The following is a 17,997-nucleotide window of genomic DNA, read 5'->3' as shown; positions in this document are numbered from 1 at the left end:
CAATGAACGGAGATTTGTCATCCATTTTTGTTTATAAAGATATTAAAAAGATATCCCTTATGGGGGTAACTATTTTAATCAATATAAATGTTCAAAAATCAAGGGTTGTTAGAAATCTCTATTAAGATTTTTGACAATACCATAAACAGACAGGGGGAATAAACATGATTGAGCTAGTAGTTATCAGGCATGGACAATCCTTAGCAGATATTGAGGGTAGACATGAAGGAAGAGCAGATTTTCCTTTAACTGATTTAGGTAGAGAACAGGCTGGTAAATTAGCTAAATGGTTAAAAGAAAGATATACCTTTGATATGATAATTGCAAGTCCATTGAAAAGGGCAAAAGAAACTGCGGAGATTATTGCGAGTAATATGAACCAAGAGGTCATTTTTAATGAAAACCTAATAGAATGGAACAATGGAGTCTTAGCAGGTCTTTTAAGAGAAGAAGCTAAGCAAAAATACCCTGAACCAGAAGGTGGAAGAAAATATTTTCAGGCAGTTGAGAAGGGTGAATCAATGATTGATTTAAGAAGTAGAGCAGAGTATTTTCTTGCTAGCTTGCTACATTCTATAGATGATGGAGATCATAAGGCTACAATATGTATTGTGTCTCATGGTGGACTGATAACTATGCTATATAGAAGTTTTCTCAATTTGCCTGTGGATACTAATATATGGTTAGCATCAGGAGATACAGCTGTTCATACGTGGAGAATTATTGATGGTAAAAAGATAGTCTTTTTTTCCAATATGCAAGAACATTTAAAGCAACTATCTATTGAATAATTAAATTCATTATTTCTCCACTTCATATACCTCAAACTACTGTAAAGCATGGTTTAGAGACATTAAAATCTTATCTAAGCTATGCTTTTTATTTATTTCATAATAGCTGTAAAAATATTAGTAGTAGCAAGATAGGCATATTTGTAATATCAAAATTACAAAGGAGATACTATGCCAACAAAACCTAAAATAAAAATAAAAGTTAATAGTGAATAAATAAAGGTGAGAGTCTTGGTTTTAAAGAGAATCTAATAAAAGAGTCAACCATAAGTGACATTCTGAGTTTAAGCATTTGAAATTAGGGAATGTATTTGTACATAAATAACAAATATTTTGTTAAATTAACAGATATTTTTGTGTCATAAAGTTGACAAATTGGGCATTATGAGTAAACAAGACATCAAAAGATGTCGATAATGTTAATATGAAAGTCATTAGAAAGAAGGGAACATAGTGAAAAAAATTAGCACTAGAATTATATTAACAGTTTTAGCCTGCTCCATAGCTATGTCTTTAGTTGTTGGAGTTACAAGTATTTTTAGAAGCATGAATGTAATTGAGGAAGAAGCTAAAGATGGTCTTCTTGCTATGGGACAAGCATATTCTAAAGAATTTAATGAAGACTTAGCAGTATATGAAGCCGTAGTGTCCAATATGTATCAAATAGTGGAAGGAACTATTGACGTAACAAGGATATATGAAGAGGGATATCTTGAAGAGTATAGTGATACTATTCTAAGCCCAATAATTCAAAGAATGACTAAAGAAACTACAAAAAGTGCAGGACTATACATAGTTTTTGATCCTAAATATACTGGTAGATCAGAAGGAATCTGGGCTGCAGTAGACGAAAGTGGAAAGTTAATACATTCTATACCAACCAACATAGCGGGGAAAAGCCAAGACGATCCAGATGCTTCATTTTATTATGATGCTATAAAAGCTGGTAAGGCATTATGGGGAGACTTCTATGTTAACAATGCTGACTTAAATGTAATGACTTATTCAATGCCTATTATAATTAACAATACGCCTATTGGAGTAGTAGGTGCAGATATGAAAGTAGGGGAATTGAAAAAACAGGTAGAAGAAATAAAGCTATACGATACTGGCTATGCATTTGTGCTTAATAAAGACTACGATTATTTGATTCATCCTACTCTAGATAAAGACAGTAACTTAAAAACCGTAAATGATGGCCAATATAGTAATATTGTTGATGAAATAACTAGCAAAGATTCTGGTGTGATAGATACTAATTTTGGCAAAGAGAGTAAAATTATGACTTTCTCGAAACTACATGGTGATAAAGTTGTTGTCCTTACTGTACCTAAAAATGAAATCTTAAAAGATATGTATGCAACAGTCTATATTATAATAGGAGTTATAATATTAGCTACAATATTAGCAACAATAATTTCTTTTGTTTTAGGGAAAAGGATATCTGGTCCAATTGTACTTGCTACAGATATATTAAATACATCTGCTAATTTAGATCTAACAGATATAGAAGAAACTAATAAGATAAAGAACATCCTTAGTAGAAAAGATGAGATAGGTTCTATTTTCAGAGCAACAGCGATTTTAAGAGAGGAAATGAGAAAAGTTATTAGGTCCATAGAAGAAACTACAGCGAATATCGTTGACAATACTAATAATCTAACTGTTGCTACTCAAGAAACTAGTCTATCAATAAATGAAGTTGCAAAAACTGTAGAAGAATTAGCAAAAGCTGCAATGGAACAGGCTGAAGATGCAGAGACAGGTTCAATGAAATTAGAAAAACTAGCTAGTGAAATAAAAATAGCTGTAGAAAATGGAGAAATAGTAGTAGATAGTTCATTGAAAGCACAGAAGATAGGAGAAGAAGGAACAAAAGCAATGAATGATATGGTAGAGAAATTTGACATTACTAGCAATTCCACTATTATTGTAGCTAAAAACGTTAATTCTCTATTAGATAAATCGCAATCTATTGGAAGCATACTAAATACTATAATGGATATCTCAGAACAAACTAATCTTTTAGCTTTAAATGCAGCTATTGAAGCTGCTAGAGCAGGTGAAGCAGGTAGAGGATTTTCAGTAGTAGCTGAAGAAATAAGAAAGCTGTCTGAACAAACGGGACATGCTACTAGGAATATAGAAGATATTTTAAACTCTATTCAATCAGAAGTTGAGGCAACAAAAGAGAACATGGATGTATCTGAAAAGGCATTAAAGGATGCTGACAAAACATTGGATGAATCTATAAAAGCTTTTGAAGAAATAATTTCATCCATAATGACTTCTATAAAGGCTATAGAAAAGTTAGGTGAAGGATTAGATGCTGTTGATAGTGAAAAAGAAGATGCAGTATTAGCTATTCAAAGTATATCTTCCATAACAGAAGAAACTGCTGCCTCTACAGAGGAACTATCAGCTTCCATGGAAGAACAAGCCGCGACTATGGAAACTATATCTAATAGCACAGATAACTTAGCTAGAACTATAGAGAAGTTAAACGAACTAGTCAATAGATTTAAAATTTAGAGTATAGATTTACTAGAAATGCTAAATTTGATAGAGAAAAAGCATCAATTTAAGGATTTAGAACTTATGGTACAAGCTTATAATAGGATGCAAAAACTAGGTGAAATCACCTAGTTTTTGCTTTTCTATCTGTTCTGCTTATCTTTCAAGCACTTGTATAAGTTCCATTAAATTAGTGATTTCATAAATAGGTTTTATTTCGGTTTTATTCTCAATTCTATTGGGATTAAACCAGCATGTGTCTATGCCAAAATTTATTCCACCTTGCATATCTGATGTTAAGCTATCTCCTACTACTAGCACCTTGCTTTTGTCAGTACAATTTATATTGTTTAAAGCTAGTTCAAATATTCTAGGATCTGGTTTTGCAACTCTAACTTCCTCAGAAATTACTATATCTTCAAAGTATTTTGCTATACTAGATTTTCGTATCCTATTATCTTGAACATCTTTAAGGCCATTAGTAATTATAGAAAGTTTATAATCTTTATGGAGGCTTTCTACAAGATTTGCACTATTATCATATAAGAAGGACGCATTGGATAAATGCTTCATATATGATTTTGAAAATTCTATTTCATCAAGTTCAACATTTAATTTACCAGATAATCTTTTAAATCTTTCAACCTTTAATTCTTCCTGAGTAATAAGTCCATCCTCAAACTCTTTCCATATAGCTGTATTTATATCGCTATATATTTTCAAATGATGATTTTCATCATATTCTATATTAAATTCAAGCATTGTATTTCCAAAAGCAACACTTTCGGATTTTCTAAAATCAAACAAAGTTTCATCTGCATCAAATATTATTACCTCATACTTCATAATAATCATCCCCCTTATAGTTCATTTTTCTAATTATAACATATAGATATCTCTATTGCTCATTGGAAAGTATAAACCTTCTTTAATGTTAGCCATGTACTATAGGCAAAGACTCACTTGGTGTAAGATGCTTTGATCAGAAGCTTTTCTTGTATTTAAAAAGTAAATTGCTGTAAATTACAAATAAGTTGTTGACAAAACTGGTCTAATTGAATAGACTAATCTAAAGAGGTTTAATAAATTAGACCTAGGAGGAATTAAATGGACAATATAAAAATATTTGATGCTGAATATAAATTTATGGAGATATTATGGGATAATGAACCCATAAAAAGTTCAGAGTTAGTAAAGCTAGCACATGAAAAATTGAGCTGGAAGAAATCAACTACATTTACAGTTATACGGAGACTGGTAGACAGAGGAATCATATCTAATGATAATTCAATAGTAACTGCCTTAGTAAAAAGAGAATTAGCCCAAAAGGCAGAGACAGAAGAATTAATAGATAAGGTATATGGTGGCTCTATAAAAACATTTTTCGCTAGCTTCTTGCAAAGGGAAAACTTAACTAAAGAAGATATAGATGAACTTAGAAAAATAGTTGATAATTTAGATTAAGGGGTGTATTTTGTGATTGAGAATCTATTTCGTACTGTTATTAATATGAGTATAACAGCTTCCATAATTGCATTATTAATTATTGCAATTAGAATTACAATAGGCAAATATCTCCCAAAGAACTTTTCATACTACTTATGGTTCATTGTCTTACTTAGATTAATAATACCATTAAATTTTTCATCAAGTTTGAGCTTGTTCAATTTTATGCCTAATACAACTACCATCATAAGCAGGGTTAGTAGTGATGTATCAGCAGAATTTACACAAAATAATATTCAGAAAATGGTAGTTAATAATTTAAATGTACCTAGGGCTAATATAACAACACCTATTACATTAACTAGCTCATTACAGATAATTGTTTTAGGGGCAGCCATAATATGGATATTAGGTATGATATTTTTAATTATACGAAGCTTTGGAAAATATCGTCAAGCTGCTAAGATACTAGAAACATCAACCATTGCTAGAGATTATGATATAAGTCATATTAAAAAACTAATGGGGATTAATAAAAATGTTGATATATATACTTTGGATTTTCTAGGAAGTCCACTAGTATATGGATTGATTAAACCTAAAATTATTATACCAGCTTCAATGATAAATAATAACTACTCCGATGATATAAGGCAAATTTTAGCACATGAAATTTATCATATAAAGAGATATGACAATATTTTAAAATTAATATGGTCCATTGTCATTTGCATACATTGGTTTAACCCTTTAGTTTGGTTATCTGCGAAATATTTTAATGAAGATATGGAATTATCTTGTGATGAAAAGGTAATGAAGATTTGGAGAGATGACATAAGAAAAAAATATGCCAATTCATTAATTGATATTTCAGACAAACAAGAACATGTAATGCAAGGGAGCTTACTTTTCTTTGGTGAAAGCAATATAAAAACTAGAGTAAAGAATATTATGAAATACAAGAAGCCAAAGGCTTGGATTACATTGTTTGGGATTATTTTGCTAGCAGTATTAATAGTATTTACTTTGACTAATAAGCAAGACAAAGTCATATACAGAAATGAAAACTTTGGATTTACTCTTTTGATGAAAGAGAAAGATTTTGATAAGTTTAAGATATTTGAAGAAAGCAGTGGAGTGTACTTTTGTAATAAGGATGTAAATGAAGCTTACCCTGAAGATATGATGGGTACAGTATTTAGAATTGAAATATATCAAAAAGGAAGGTTTACTAGAGAAGACTTAGAAGAACTTAATTCTATATATAATTTAAAATACATAGGAGAAAATGATGAATTCTATTTTGGATGGGCATATCCAACAGATATGCAGTATTCACCAAATGATGAAAGATTAGCAAAATCCTTTAAAAAAACTACAAAAATAGCAGAGAAGATTATGAAATCTATAGAGATAATACCACCAGGAAGTGATAAATATGCTTATAATGAATATCTGAAGCTAGCCTACGAAGGTAAAATGGATGGAATAGAGTTTGGAATAGGTGATAATACAGAAGAAGTAGTAAAAAAATGGGGAGAGCCTCTGGAGATAGATTATTTTGCAGGTGGATTATATCTAAAATACGATAATATTGTTTTTTTTACAAATGGCTATACAGATGAAGGCAAGATTCATCATGGTGAGATTCAAAATATGATATTATTTAATAACAAAGAAACTTATGGGATTAAGTCAGGCATGGATATATATGCAATTGAAAAGATATTAGGCCAGCCGAATTTTAGAGAAATTTATGATGCTTACTTTGGGCCAGATCCAGATGGCAAATATGGTGAAGATAACAAGGCTTATTATTTAGCAGGAAATTATATGTTGGTAATTCCCTATAATAAAGATACAAAAACTTGTGATTTTATAGAATTAGGCAGGTCTGAGGGTTATTACAACTTAAGCAGTGACAATTTCTTAGAGCTAACAGATGCTGAAAAAAAGGTCTATGATAAATTCATTGTAGATTTCAATGAGGAAGAGCTAAGGAATCTTTTTCCTTTAAGTATAATGAAGCTATACTTTCATGCGCAAAAAGAGAAAAATTATGAGGCTGAGTGGGAATTATATACTAAGGAAGAAAATCAGCTAGGATGGGATAAAAAAGAGCATATGAAAATTCCAGAAAGGGATAGGATGAAGGATTTTAGTCCTTTTGAAAATCCAGTAAATATAGAAATAAATTATTACAATGACTATAAAGAAGCGGTTATATCATGGGAAGACAAATACCTTGAAGAATACGATGCTGCAGGAAATCCATTTAGGTATAGTTTCAGACTAGTATTGGATAAAAATTATACTTGGAAAGTAGGATTCTTGCCAATGCAATAAACAAAAGGTATAGTAAATATTATGCAAATGAGTTAATATATTATATAGATATCTTTAAAATACAACTAGTTATAGATATTCATGAACAAAATTTTAAGAAAAGATAAATTAAGGGAGGTGAGTATTATGATGAAAGATACATTAAGTATCTATAAATCTAATACTTTATTGCAGGAGGTACTAATATTTGAGTTACAAAAAAGGTGTAGAAGTATTGCCAGCTCACCTTCTAAAAGAGATTCAGGAGTATATTGACGGAGGGTTGATATACATACCTAAAAAGAGCAAGAGGGTTGGCTGGGGTCATTTAAACGGTTCAAAGAAGCTGCTAGAAAAACGAAATGAAAAGATATTTGAGTTATATAAGAATGGTATAGCAATAGATGAGATAGCCAACAGGTATTATCTAAGTGAAGAAACAATTAGAAAGATTGTATATGGTAAAAAACAATTATAATTATTCTCTTCCTATGATTTCTAGATTATTAATGAGAAAATATAATTGACCGGTTAGAACTAGAGGAAGGGGATGGTATAAGTTGAAAATAGAGGTGCTTTTAGCATAACTTAAAATAATGGATGCATTGCATCCATTATTTTTATATAAAGACTAGAGAAAAAATAATATAGACGTTTCATCTTTAGAAAAGATAAAGCCTAGGATTGCAGATGTTCAAGCTCGCAAAACTGTTCATCATTCTGGCAAGACTCTAGCATCATGGCTAAAAGAAACTAAATTCAAAGAAATACCACCAACTTATAGTGGTGTCTTTGGAGGTTAATCTATCTAATAGAGATACACTTAAGTTGTAAGGAGATTTTATTGACATTAATATTAAATTAGACTATAATTTTATAGGACATTAAACAATGGTGATGGAGTTCACCAGAATTGCAAATTGCTAATGACTCCTACAGGCGTTACAATACCTATACCTGTAGGAGTTTTTTTGTTTTCATTATTACATCTAAGGAGGAAATTGTTATGGCATCAAGTTTAGCTATCATTATATTATTAGGATTGCCAGCAAATAAGTTATTTGAAAAGATTAAGATACCTGGTTTATTGGGAATGCTAATATTAGGAATTATCATAGGTCCTTATGGTCTTAACTTACTTCAGACAGATTTGATTCGTGCATCAGCTGATTTAAGAAAAATTGCTTTAATTATTATACTATTAAGAGCAGGGCTTGGAATTAATAAAGATGATTTAAAAAGGGTTGGAAGTACTGCATTAAAGATGAGCTGCATACCAGGACTAATAGAAGGGCTCTTTATTGCTTTCGCATCAGTTAAGCTTCTAAACTTTTCCTTCATTCAGGGAGGCATATTAGGCTTCATTATAGCTGCTGTTTCTCCTGCTGTTGTAGTTCCTTCTATGCTACGTTTAATTGAAAATAATATAGGGACTAAAAAAGGCGTCCCGACTCTAATACTAGCAGGAGCTTCTATTGATGATGTATTTGCTATAACTATATTTAGTGCCTTTTTAGGTCTATACAGTGGAAAGCATATAAATATTGGTATTCAAGTATTAAGTATTCCAATATCAATATTATTAGGTATTATAATTGGTGGTATTATTGGTTTAGTGATGATAAAAATCTTTAAGAAATATCATATGAGAGATACAAAAAAAGTTTTATTAATACTTGGTTTATCAATTCTACTTACTGAATTGGAGAATTTGTTAAAAACTAAAATAGAAATAGCATCATTATTGGGAGTTATGACTATTGGATTTATAATTATTGATAAAATACCTAATGTAGGAAAACGACTTGCATCAAAGTTCAATAAAATATGGGTTTTTGCAGAGATATTACTATTTGTATTAGTTGGAGCTCAAGTGAATATTAATGTAGCTGTTAACGCAGGTGGCATAGGTGCCATAATAATACTAATCGGGTTATTTGGAAGAAGTATAGGAGTAATTATTTCTCTATTAGGTGCAAACTTAAATCGGAAGGAAAAGCTATTTTGTATTATATCTTATGTTCCCAAAGCAACTGTGCAAGCTGCAATGGGAGCAGTTCCATTATCATTGGGAGTGGAATCAGGAGAAGTAATTTTAGCTATTGCGGTATTATCAATATTAATTACAGCGCCTTTAGGAGCCATAGGTATTAATATTTCTGCAGAAAAATTATTGGAATAGGTTTTTATTTTTTCTTGATGACTGACAATACTGATGATAACATATAATTAATAATTATTAAAGTCGCTTTATAGCGTATGAATACTAAAGGGAAAGGTGTTGGGAATATGGCTACTTTTGATGACTTTTTAAAACTGGATATTAGGGTTGGAGAGATTATTAGAGTAGAGGATTTTGAAAAGGCAAGAAAGCCTGCATACAAGTTATGGGTAGATTTTGGAGAAGAAATTGGAACAAAAAAATCTAGCGCTCAAATTACTGAATGCTATAAAGCCGAAGAGCTTGTTGGAAAACAAGTATTAGGAGTAGTTAATTTTCCACCTAGACAAATTGCCGACTTCAAATCAGAAGTCCTAATATTGGGTGTTTATGCAAAGCAAGGAGTAGTTTTAATTCAGCCAGAACAGATTGTAAAAAAAGGAGATAGGTTGGGGTAAATAGGAAAAATTTCATAACATAAAATCATCGTACTAAGATACTCAGGAGGAGATTATTATTAAAAAGAATGATATATTAGATGTTTATATAGACGAGGTAGAATTCCCAAACAAAGGATTAGCAAAGGTCGGAGACAAAAAGATAATAGTAAAGAATGCAATAAAGGGACAAAAGGTTAAAGTAAGAATAACGAAAAAGAGAAAAGATAAAATAGAAGGCAAGATACTAGAGGTATTAGAAAAATCACCTGTAGAAAAAGAACCATTTTGCAAGCACTTTGGAATTTGTGGTGGATGCTCATATCAGACATTATCATATGAGGAGCAATTGAATATTAAGAGTAATCAAGTTATTAAGCTATTAAAAGATGCTGGAATAAAGGATTTTGAATATCTAGGAATAGAACCAAGTCCTTTAGAGTACGACTATAGAAATAAAATGGAATTTACATTTGGAGATGTTGAAAAAGGTGGAGAGCTAAGCCTTGGCTTACATCAGAAAGGAAAGTTCTATGAAATAGTTACAGTAGATGGTTGTCAAATAGTAGATAAAGATTTTATTAAAATACTGACTAACATATTAGATTATTTTAAAGAAAAAGGTGTGGAGCTATATAACAAAAGAAGTCATGAAGGTGTACTAAGACATTTAGTAGTTAGAAAAGCCATAAAAACAGGTGAGCTGCTAGTTAATCTAGTCACTACATCACAACAGCAGTTAGAATTGGAAGAGCTTATTGAAAGGCTTAGAAACATTGACTACAAGGGAGAGCTTATAGGTTTTTTACACACTATTAACGATAATATTTCTGATACAGTACAGAGTGATGAAACGAAAGTATTATTTGGAAGAGATCATATAGTAGAAGAAATATTAGGTTTGAAATTTAAGATATCTGCATTTTCATTCTTTCAAACAAACACATTAGGAGCAGAAAAGCTGTACTCCATAGTCAGAGACTTTGCAGGAGACAAAAAAGATAAACTCATATACGACCTATACTGTGGAACTGGTACTATAGCTCAAATAATGGCAGCTGTTGCAAGCAAAGTCATAGGTATAGAAATAGTAGAAGAAGCAGTTGAATCAGCAAAGGAAAATGCAAAGCTAAATGGCCTCGACAACTGTTACTTCATAGCTGGAGACGTAATGGAAAAAGTATCAGAGCTTAAGGAAAAGCCTGACTTAATAATACTGGATCCTCCAAGAGATGGCATTCATCCAAAGGCTATACACAAGATAATCGATTTTGAGCCAGAGGAATTCGTGTATGTGTCATGTAATCCAAGATCATTGGCAAGGGATTTGCCTATATTTGAAGAACGTGGATATAGGGCGAAGAAGGTAAAGTGTATGGATATGTTTCCTCATACGCCACATGTGGAGTGTATAGCGTTGATACAAAAGAAAACTATATAGAAATCCTGAGATTCAAGCAGTTTTACGACCATTTTGAGTTTGTGGAAGATGAGCATAATTTTAAGAAAAAAGTACTAAAAAAATATTTTAATGTTTCGGTGGTAGTTGACCTAGTTAGTGGAGATACAAGAAAATAAATTAAACAAATTCTATAGCAGGGATTTTTCTTTAAGATATTATATGATATATAATAATAACAGAAGAGTTTAATTGGCTGAGTATTTGTAGGAAGATGAGAAGTAAAGATATGCCTAAAGGAGGACATATAATGATTATTTGGTTAAATGGTGCATTTGGTTCTGGAAAAACTACATGTGCTTTTGAATTAAATAGAAGACTTCCTAATTCCTTTGTTTATGACCCTGAAAATATTGGATATTTTATCCGAAAGAATATACCTAAGGAAATCCAAAAAATTGACTTCCAAGATTATGAACAATGGAGATTATTTAATTATGAGATGTTAAGGTATATTTACTCAGAATATTCAGGAATAATTATTGTACCAATGACAATTAATAAACAACAATATTATAGAGAAATAATTCAAAGGCTTAGAGATGATGGTATAATTCTAAATCATTATATTTTATATGCTGATAAAGAAACTATATTAAAACGATTAAACAAACGACTTGAACGTGGTGAAACATGGGCAAAATTACAAGTTGATTGTTGTATTGAGGCCTTCAATACAACAATCACTGAAGAAAAAATCATAACAGACAATAGGAGTATTGACTATGTTGTTGAAGAAATTGCAAAAAGAAGTGAAGTAACCCTTTTGCCAGACAAAAGAACTTTTTTGAAGAAAAGAATTGATAGAGTAATAACCTTAATAAAACATATACGTTAATAAAGAGATTTTGTCAATTGCTAAACTTCATTTTTCAAGTATGAAACATTTAAATATTAACAGACCTTATTTACTCTAAATAATTTAATAAGAAGAGCTAACAGCAAGAATAAACCCTTGCTGTTTTTTCATGCCCAAAATCAACGAAGGGAGGTGATAATCATAGGTTATAATAATGATTATAATACAAGAGACAAAAATGATAAAAAAATATTTATTGTGTTGTAAAAGAAGTTTTCGAACCAGAAGCATTTTCATAATGTTTTTAGTATAAAATTACTACATTTACCAGCTATACTATTTTGAAGATAAATTGGATAGAAAGTATTCCAGTTTTTATCTTATTTAGATTCAATATCATATAGATTATACACACACATAATTTCCCTTTTTAAACTATTAATTAATTCCGAAGGTTCAATTACTTTTGCATTTCTCCCAAGTCTTAAGAGAAGTTTTGTATAAAAAGGAATTTCATTTGAATCGATTGTTTTTTTAAGTTCATAACAATTATTATCAATGTATTCTAGATCATTTTGTAAAAAATAGATATCTTTACATTCTAAATAGGCAATTCTATTTAATTTTACATGCAATTCAATTGGATAATTAATTGGATAGTTTGATAACCATTCTTTTAAAGACATGAGGTTTTCATAAGTATCCATGCTGTTTTTAAAATCTATTATTCTATCTACACGATACAACCTATATTCCAGTAATTCTATATCAAGAGCAGGAGAATACCATTTGCCATTATATGCATAAACACCTATTGGTACAATTTTCTTATCTGTTTTTGATTTGTGGGAATTATATTGAATCAGCACTATATTCTTATTTATTGCAGCAGATATTATTTCTTTTAAAAAAGGTGTATTATGTTTAAATCGATATTCATTAATTTGTAGGGTATTATCTAGTTCCTTAAATTCCTTCAAAGTATCTTTAGGTAAAAGTGAATATATTTTTTCTTTAACTGAGCTGATACTTAAATTAAAAGGTAAATTATTATAATTTCCAAGATAATTAAATGAGAAAAGAATTGCAAATATCTCATCCTTTGAAAATAGTATAGGAGGATATACTTGATTATCTAGTACTTTATAACCTCCATTTCTGCCTTGCTTGGAGTATATAGGTATTCCAATATCCGAAAGATCAGTGATATATCTATGTGCTGTTCTTACTGATATATTAAACTCATTTGCAATATCTCTTGCTGTAAATTCTTTTTTGGAATTTACAAACCAAATTAAATCGAACAATAATGCAGTTTTATTCATATTTCCTCCTTAAAGTGACAGTTATTGTCATGTTTATATTATATACTTATTGTATTAGAAATTAAAGGGTGATGTTATGAAAGATAAAATTATAGTAAAAGGAGCAAAGGAAAAGAATTTAAAGAATATTGATGTATACATTCCAAAGAAAGAAATTACCGTAGTAGTTGGACCATCTGGATCAGGTAAATCTGCCTTAGTATTTGATACCATTGCAGCAGAATCACAAAGGCAGATGAATGAAAGTTACTCCAGTTTTATTAGAACTAGATTAGGAAAATTTTCACAACCGAAATGTGATGAGATTAAAGGACTGTCACCATCAATTGTAATAAATCAAAAAAAGATTGGAGATAATAGCAGGTCTACAGTAGGAACAGTAACCGATATATATTCGAAACTTAGACTATTATTTTCTAGATTTGGAAAGCCATTTGTAGGATATTCAGATAGTTTTTCTTTTAACAATCCTAAAGGTATGTGTGAAGTATGTGAGGGAATAGGCAAGATAAGGGATATTGATGTAGAACAGATTATAGATAAAAATAAATCATTAAATGAAGGAGCAATTTTGTTTCCTACATTCCAAGTGGGAGGGTTTAGATGGAGTAGATATGTGGAATCTGGTTTGTTTGATAATGATAAAAAAATCAGTTGTTATAATGAGAAGGAACTTTATCTATTATTATATGCAGATGAAATAAAGTTGGAAAATCCAAGTGATAAATATCCAAAGTCAGCAATTTATGATGGGCTAATACCAAGAATAAAAAAAGCTTTTTTTAAGAAGGATAGCAGGGAAGGTAGAATTCATAAACATGAGATAGATAAATATGCAAAAGAAATTATCTGTCCAAAATGTAAGGGGGGCAGATTAAAGGATAGTATTTTAAAATGTAAAATAAATAATAAAAATATTTATGATTATTCTAGAATGAGTATAGAGGGTTTAATAATTGAATTAGAGAGTTTAAGTATAAAAAATGCAAAAGAATTGATAGATTCAATTTTAAAAGATTTATATAATTTTAGATTAGTTGGACTTGATTATTTAAGTTTAAATAGAAATACTGGAAGTCTTTCAGGTGGAGAATCACAAAGAATAAAAATTATAAAACAGCTTGGAAATAGTCTTGTAGATTTATTATATATATTAGATGAGCCTAGTGTAGGATTGCATCCAGAGGATATATTAAGGATAAATAGATTACTAATAGATTTAAAGAATAAAGGAAATACAGTATTAATTGTTGAACATGATATTGATGTAATAAAAATTGCTGATAATATTATAGAATTAGGGCCAGAATCAGGGAAAAGAGGAGGAGATTTAATTTTTTTAGGAAAATATAAAGATTTTTTAACTGCAGAAACATTGACATCAAAGGAGCTTAAAAAGAAAACTGGAATAAAAAAAGAAATAAAAACTTTTAAAGGCTGGTTAGAAGTTAATGATGCAAATAAAAACAATTTAAAGAATATAGATGTGAAAATACCTAAAAATGCAATTACTGTAGTAACTGGAGTTGCAGGGTCAGGAAAATCGTCACTTATGGATATTGAATTTAAAATAAGATATCCTGAAGCTATTTTTATTGACCAAAAAAAGATATATACAAATGTTAGATCAACAGTTTCAAGTTATATAGGAGTACTTGAGTATATTAGAAATATCTTTGCCGAAACAAATAATGTATCTCCATCATATTTTAGCTTTAATTCAAAAGGAGCTTGCCCAGAATGCAGGGGCAAAGGTTATATAAAATTAGACTTAGCTTTTATGGATGATATAGTTAGTGAATGTGAAGCGTGCAATGGGAAAAGGTACAATGTAAAGGCACTTAAATATAAGGTAAAGGGCTTGAATATAAGTCAAGTATTGGATTTATCAATTGAAGATGCTTTGAACTATTTTCAAGATTTTAATAATATTAATATAATATTACAGAGGTTAATAGATGTAGGAATTGGATATTTAACCTTAGGGCAGAGTTTAGATACACTATCTGGAGGAGAATTGCAAAGATTAAAGTTATCTGTTAATTTAAATTCTGATAAAAATATTTATGTTTTTGATGAACCAACAACAGGGTTACATGCTAAGGATGTTTCTAGGTTGATAAAGATATTTAAAAAGTTATCCCAAAATAACACAATAATAATTATTGAGCATAATCTAGAAATGATGAGTATAGCTGATTGGATTATAGACTTAGGGCCATATGCTGGAGAAAAAGGTGGATATTTATTATATCAAGGAAGAATTGAAGGAATATTGAAATCTCAAAGATCAATTACGGGAAAGCATTTAAAGAAATATTTAGATAAATAATTATTTTTTAGAATAAAGGATATGTAATGGATTAAACTATGAGTTAATCCATTACATATAATATTACAACTAAATAAAAATTTAATTTAGCAGCAAGATTAAACCCTTGCTGTTTTTTCATGCCCAAAATTAACGAAGGGAGGTGTAATCATGGCAGAAGTAAGCTTTAATTACTATCATGGCAAAGAATCAGAACAGTTTTCATTCTTTAGAATACCAAAGGTACTATATATAGATCCAATATTTAAAAACCTATCATCTGATGCCAAGGTACTTTATGGAATACTCCTAGATAGGATGGAATTATCTATGAAAAATGGTTGGGTGGATGAAAATAATAGAGTATATATTTATTTTACCATTGAAAACATTATGGAAGTCATGGGATGGGGGAATAAGAAATCGGTGAAGGTACTTTCGGAACTCGATACAGAAAAAGGCATTGGCCTTATAGAAAAACAAAGACAGGGCCAGGGGAAACCCACTAAGATTTATGTAAAAAACTTTATTGTGGATAATTTTTCTGAAATGTCAAAAGGAAATTTTAAGAAGTGTCAAAAAGACAATTCAAGAAATGTAGAAAATACATCTCAAGAAATGTCAAAAGGACAAGGTAATAATACTAATATTAATAATACTGAATTTAGTGATACTAATCCAATCTTATCTTCAGAAGAGAAAGAAAATAGATTAGGATTTGATAGAAGTAAAATAAATAAGGCTGAGATGTATAGAGATATAATTTATAAGAATATTGAGTATGACTACTATAAAAGATATGGAAGATATTCAATAGATGATATTGATAATATTGTAGAACTTATGGTAGATGTATGCGTTCAGGAAGGTGGCACAGTACCTATAAATGGGAATCAGATGCCTGTAGAAGTAGTAAAGAGTAGATTTTTGAAATTAAATTCTGGACATATTGAATATATCATGAATAGCCTTGAAGATAATCCAAGTGAGGTTAGAAATATTAGGAATTACTTGCTTACAACAATATATAATGCGGTAAATACCATGAGCCAATACTATAGGAGTCTAGTTAACTACAATGAAAATGGATGAATTGATTAGGGTAGTTTAAGAAAAAATGAAGGGAGGCATAAAATTGCAAGAAGAAGTTACTGAAAAATCAATTGCATTTGTAGCTAAGAATAACAAGATGACATTATCTGTCTTAAAGATATTGATTAGTGCCTATCTTAAAGAAAAAGAAAGGCAGAAAATATCTAAGGGACAAACCGTCAAAAGAAAGAAAATATCCTTAAGAGAGTTATCCAAGAAGTATGATGGCCTTAAAAGTATTGAAATTAACGAAGATAATATAAAGGGATTTGAGAAAACTGCTAAAAAGTATGGAATAGAATATGCCTTAAAAAAGGATAAGACAACAGATCCACCAATATATATAGTTTTTTTCAAAGGTAAGGATACAGATATTTTAGATACAGCTTTTAGAGAATTTATTGGGAATGAAATGGATAAGGATAAAAGACCTTCTTTAAAACAGGCAATAAATAAGATGAAGGAAATATCTAAATCTTTGAATAAAGATAAGGTCAAAAACAAACATCAGGAGCAAAGCCTATGAGTAAAATAATAGAAAATATGAGATATGAACTCTCTATGATGGATAAAAAGAAGCTATTTATAAGACTAGTGCCATATATATTTATCTATTATATATTCAATAAGATCGGGAAGATGTACAGAGGATTTCCAAAAGATAATTTCTTTATAACTTTGTATCAAATGCTACTTAATTTAGAAAACTTATTTAAACACCCATTTCCAAGTTTTCACCCTAAAGACATAGCATTTGGGGCAATAGGGGCATTAACTGTATATTTTATAGTCTACACTAAGGGAAAGAACGCTAGAAAGTATCGAAAGGGGGAAGAATATGGTTCTGCTAGATGGGGAAATTCAAAAGATATAAGGCCATATATAGATCTGATATATGAAGAAAATATTATATTAACACAGACAGAAAGATTAATAATGAATGGTAGGCCAAAGAATCCTAAATATGCAAGGAATAAAAATGTGCTAGTAGTTGGAGGGTCAGGGTCAGGTAAAACAAGATTCTATGTAAAACCCAATTTAATGCAGATGCATTCATCTTATGTAGTTACAGACCCAAAGGGAACAATACTTCTTGAATGTGGGAAATTACTAGAAAGAGGAGCACAAAAGAAAAAGCTTGATAAAAATGGAAAAGAGATGAGAGATAGAAGAGGTAAAATTATCTATGAAAGGGATAAAAAAGGTAGGATAATATATGAGCCATATAATATTAAAGTGTTAAACACCATTAATTTTAAAAAATCTATGCACTATAATCCTTTTGAGTATATTCATTCTGAAAAGGATATATTGAAGTTGGTAAATACTATAATTGC

At 30.0% G+C, this 17,997-nt stretch carries 15 protein-coding genes and 1 riboswitch; of the genes, 13 read left to right on the top strand and 2 right to left on the bottom strand.

Annotated features, from left to right (window positions below; all coding sequences use genetic code 11):
- The first annotated feature begins 164 nt into the window (after nt 1-164).
- Both ABV008_RS12500 and ABV008_RS12495 read left to right on the top strand, forming a co-directional pair.
- Nucleotides 165-791, top strand: a complete 627-nt coding sequence (locus tag ABV008_RS12500) for a histidine phosphatase family protein (RefSeq protein ID WP_352420162.1) — start codon at nt 165-167, stop codon at nt 789-791.
- Between the two features lie 453 nt (nt 792-1,244).
- Complete coding sequence (locus ABV008_RS12495) at nt 1,245-3,323, top strand: methyl-accepting chemotaxis protein (protein ID WP_352420161.1); 2,079 nt, start codon at nt 1,245-1,247, stop codon at nt 3,321-3,323.
- A 138-nt stretch (nt 3,324-3,461) separates the two neighbouring features.
- On the opposite strand, the gene ABV008_RS12490 is transcribed toward ABV008_RS12495, so the two are convergent.
- A complete protein-coding gene (locus ABV008_RS12490) occupies nt 3,462-4,151 on the bottom strand; it encodes a YjjG family noncanonical pyrimidine nucleotidase (RefSeq protein WP_352420160.1) in 690 nt (229 codons plus the stop codon).
- Nucleotides 4,152-4,412: 261 nt separating this feature from the next.
- Between ABV008_RS12490 and ABV008_RS12485 the strand changes: the two genes are divergently transcribed.
- From ABV008_RS12485 to ABV008_RS12455, 7 genes are all read left to right on the top strand, one after another.
- Nucleotides 4,413-4,769, top strand: a complete 357-nt coding sequence (locus ABV008_RS12485) for a BlaI/MecI/CopY family transcriptional regulator (RefSeq protein ID WP_352420159.1) — start codon at nt 4,413-4,415, stop codon at nt 4,767-4,769.
- A 12-nt stretch (nt 4,770-4,781) separates the two neighbouring features.
- Nucleotides 4,782-7,097, top strand: coding sequence for a M56 family metallopeptidase (locus ABV008_RS12480; RefSeq protein ID WP_352420158.1), 2,316 nt, complete (start codon nt 4,782-4,784; stop codon nt 7,095-7,097).
- Nucleotides 7,098-7,284: 187 nt separating this feature from the next.
- Nucleotides 7,285-7,554 carry a CD3324 family protein gene (locus ABV008_RS12475; protein ID WP_352420157.1) on the top strand — a complete coding sequence of 90 codons (270 nt, stop codon included), beginning with the start codon at nt 7,285-7,287 and terminating at the stop codon, nt 7,552-7,554.
- A 406-nt stretch (nt 7,555-7,960) separates the two neighbouring features.
- A riboswitch (Fluoride riboswitch) is annotated at nt 7,961-8,019 on the top strand.
- Between the two features lie 63 nt (nt 8,020-8,082).
- Nucleotides 8,083-9,258 carry a cation:proton antiporter domain-containing protein gene (locus ABV008_RS12470; protein WP_352420156.1) on the top strand — a complete coding sequence of 392 codons (1,176 nt, stop codon included), beginning with the start codon at nt 8,083-8,085 and terminating at the stop codon, nt 9,256-9,258.
- A gap of 107 nt (nt 9,259-9,365) precedes the next feature.
- Complete coding sequence (locus tag ABV008_RS12465) at nt 9,366-9,695, top strand: tRNA-binding protein (protein WP_352420165.1); 330 nt, start codon at nt 9,366-9,368, stop codon at nt 9,693-9,695.
- A gap of 52 nt (nt 9,696-9,747) precedes the next feature.
- Nucleotides 9,748-11,115: a 23S rRNA (uracil(1939)-C(5))-methyltransferase RlmD gene (rlmD, locus tag ABV008_RS12460; protein ID WP_352420164.1), complete on the top strand. Its 1,368-nt coding sequence runs from the start codon at nt 9,748-9,750 to the stop codon at nt 11,113-11,115.
- 268 nt (nt 11,116-11,383) lie between these two features.
- On the top strand, nt 11,384-11,971 hold the full coding sequence (locus ABV008_RS12455; protein ID WP_352420155.1) for an AAA family ATPase: 588 nt from the start codon (nt 11,384-11,386) through the stop codon (nt 11,969-11,971).
- A gap of 341 nt (nt 11,972-12,312) precedes the next feature.
- On the opposite strand, the gene ABV008_RS12450 is transcribed toward ABV008_RS12455, so the two are convergent.
- Nucleotides 12,313-13,257, bottom strand: a complete 945-nt coding sequence (locus ABV008_RS12450; protein ID WP_352420154.1) for a helix-turn-helix transcriptional regulator — start codon at nt 13,255-13,257, stop codon at nt 12,313-12,315.
- A 76-nt stretch (nt 13,258-13,333) separates the two neighbouring features.
- Here ABV008_RS12450 and ABV008_RS12445 point away from each other — a divergent pair, with 76 nt between their 5' ends.
- The 4 genes from ABV008_RS12445 to ABV008_RS12430 all read left to right on the top strand — a co-directional run.
- The gene (locus ABV008_RS12445) at nt 13,334-15,589 is read left to right on the top strand and encodes an ATP-binding cassette domain-containing protein (protein WP_352420153.1); all 2,256 of its coding nucleotides are present in this window, start codon (nt 13,334-13,336) and stop codon (nt 15,587-15,589) included.
- Between the two features lie 150 nt (nt 15,590-15,739).
- A complete protein-coding gene (locus ABV008_RS12440) occupies nt 15,740-16,660 on the top strand; it encodes a replication initiator protein A (RefSeq protein WP_352420152.1) in 921 nt (306 codons plus the stop codon).
- Between the two features lie 43 nt (nt 16,661-16,703).
- Nucleotides 16,704-17,186 (top strand): PcfB family protein, encoded by a 483-nt coding sequence (locus ABV008_RS12435; RefSeq protein ID WP_352420151.1) that lies wholly within the window; start codon nt 16,704-16,706, stop codon nt 17,184-17,186.
- The coding region (locus ABV008_RS12430; RefSeq protein ID WP_502929784.1) for a type IV secretory system conjugative DNA transfer family protein at nt 17,183-17,997 on the top strand (815 nt) is incomplete at its 3' end. The genes ABV008_RS12435 and ABV008_RS12430, both read left to right, overlap by 4 nt.

It is taken from the genome of Proteiniborus sp. (genome assembly GCF_040308045.1).
Classification (GTDB): domain Bacteria; phylum Bacillota; class Clostridia; order Tissierellales; family Proteiniboraceae; genus Proteiniborus.
Note: the sequence above shows the minus strand (reverse complement) of the source record. Positions and strands in the feature narration are given on the sequence as shown.